This window comes from Hymenobacter lapidiphilus, from assembly GCF_013377885.1.
Classification (GTDB): Bacteria; Bacteroidota; Bacteroidia; order Cytophagales; family Hymenobacteraceae; genus Hymenobacter; species Hymenobacter lapidiphilus.
This window is the reverse complement of record NZ_JABKAU010000080.1, coordinates 1-2,537: the sequence shown is the minus strand read 5'-3', so window position 1 is coordinate 2,537 and position 2,537 is coordinate 1. Positions and strand designations below refer to the sequence as shown.

The following is a 2,537-nucleotide window of genomic DNA, read 5'->3' as shown; positions in this document are numbered from 1 at the left end:
ATTTTCGACACGAAGGGGTAGCTGCGCGAGGCCCGAAGGTTGCACTCAATCACGCTGATGGCTCCGTTTTTTTCCAGGAACTGGATGTTGAACGGGCCGCTGATTTCGTAGCGCTTGGCCACCTTCTCGGCAATGATTTTGAGCTTGCGGATGGTGCCCACGTACACCCGCTGGGGTGGGTAGTACATGGTGGCGTCGCCGGAGTGCACGCCGGCAAACTCGACGTGCTCGGAAATGGCGTAGCTCACGATTTCGCCCTTGTCGGCCACCGCGTCCAGCTCAATTTCCTTGGCTTCCTGCATAAATTCGGACACCACCACCGGGTATTCGGCGCTGACTTCCTTGGCTGCTTTCAGGAACTCCTCCAGCTCGAAGTTGTTGGAAACCACGTTCATGGCCGCGCCCGACAGTACGTAGCTCGGCCGGATGAGTACCGGGTAGCCCACTTCCCGCACAAACTCGTGCATGGCCTCCAGCGAAGTCAGCTCCTTCCAGCGCGGCTGGGCAATGCCCAGCTCGTCCATGATGCGGCTGAACTTGTGGCGGTTCTCGGCCTCGTCGATGTGCGCGGCGGTAGTGCCCAGAATGGGCACTTGGGCGTTTTCAAGCCGGGTGGCGATGTTGTTGGGAATCTGGCCGCCGGTGCTCAGAATTACGCCGCCGGGCTGCTCGAAATCCAGAATGTCCAGCACCCGCTCGAAGCTCAGCTCCTCGAAGTAGAGCCGGTCGCTCACGTCGTAGTCGGTGCTCACGGTTTCGGGGTTGTAGTTGATGAGGATGGTTTTGTAGCCTTCCTCGGCGGCGGTTTGCACGGCCTGCACCCCGCACCAGTCAAACTCGACCGACGAGCCGATGCGATACACGCCCGAACCCAGCACTACCACCGACTTCGCGGTTTCGCGGGCCAGGTCGTTTTCGGTGCCGTGGTAGGTGAGGTAGAGGTAGTTGGTTTTGGCCGGGAATTCGGCGGCCAGCGTGTCAATCTGCTTCACCACGGGCAGCACGCCCAGGGCCTTGCGGCGGGCGCGTACGCGCAGCTCGTCGGCCTTCACGTCGCCCTCGCCCAGCAGCAGTATGGCAAGCTGCTGGTCCGAAAAACCCGCTTGCTTAACCGTGCGCAGCAACTTGGTTTCCAGCGCATCGAGCCCCCCGGCGCGGCCGGCGGCCAACTGCCGGCCCAGCTCGAAAATGGTGAACAGGCGCTGCAAAAACCAGTGGTCGATTTTGGTCAGCTCATGTACCTGCGTGACCGAGTAGCCCGCTTCGAAGGCCCGGTTGATGGCGAAGATGCGCTCCTCGTTGGGCTCGCTCAGCTGCTGGTCGAGGGTTTCGGGGGCCAGCGCATCGGGGCGGTTGGCCACGAAGCCGCGCCGGCCGGTGTCGAGCATCCGCAGGCCCTTCTGGATGGCTTCCTCAAACGATTTTCCGATGGCCATCACCTCGCCCACGCTCTTCATGGCCGAGCCAATCTGGCGGTTCACGCCCGAGAATTTGCCCAGGTCCCAGCGCGGCAGCTTCACCACCACGTAGTCGAGGGCGGGCTCGAAAAAGGCCGAGGTGGTCTGCGTAACGCTGTTTTTTAGCTCGGCCAGCGAGTAGCCCAGGCTCAGCTTGGCCGCCACGAAGGCCAGCGGGTAGCCCGTGGCTTTTGAGGCCAGCGCCGACGAGCGCGAGAGGCGGGCATTCACCTCAATCACGCGGTAATCTTCGGACGCGGGGTCGAGGGCGTACTGAATGTTGCACTCGCCCACGATGCCCAGGTGCCGGATGGTTTGGATGCCGATGGTGCGCAGCTTGTGGTACTCGCGGTTGCTCAGCGTCTGGGAAGGGGCCACCACGATGCTCTCGCCGGTGTGGATGCCGATGGGGTCGAAGTTCTCCATGTTGCAGACCGTGATGCAGTTATCAAACTGGTCGCGCACCACTTCGTACTCCACTTCCTTCCAGCCCTTCAGCGATTCTTCCACCAGAATCTGGTCGGAAGTCGTGAAGGCCTGCCGGGCCAGGGCCTGCAACTCGTCCGTGTTGTTGGCGAAGCCGCTGCCCAGCCCGCCCAGCGCAAACGCGGCCCGCACGATGATGGGGAAGCCGATGGTTTCGCCGGCGGCCAGGGCCTCGGCCATGCTGGTGCAGGCTACGCTACGGGCCGAGAGCACGCCAATCTGGTCGAGCTTGACCTTGAAAATCTCCCGGTCCTCGGTGTCGATGATGCTCTGGACGGGCGTGCCCAGCACCTGCACGTCGTACTGCTCGAACACGCCGGCGCGGTACAGGGCCACGGCGCAGTTCAGGGCCGTTTGGCCGCCAAAGGCCACCAGAATGCCATCGGGCCGCTCTTTTTTGATGACTTCCTCCACAAAGTAGGGCGTCACGGGCAGGAAGTACACGTCGTCGGCCATGCCGTCGGAGGTCTGCACGGTGGCAATGTTGGGGTTGATGAGGATGGTGCGGATGCCTTCCTCCTTCAGCGCCTTGAGGGCTTGCGAGCCGGAATAATCGAACTCCCCAGCCTCGCCAATTTTCAGCGCGCCGGAACC

Annotated in this window: 1 protein-coding gene; it reads right to left on the bottom strand. The window is 62.5% G+C overall.

Annotated features, from left to right (window positions below; translation table 11 throughout):
* Window positions 1–2,537, bottom strand: a 2,537-nt coding sequence (gene carB, locus HW554_RS20070; RefSeq protein WP_176910308.1) for a carbamoyl-phosphate synthase (glutamine-hydrolyzing) large subunit, incomplete at both ends; no start/stop codon positions are given.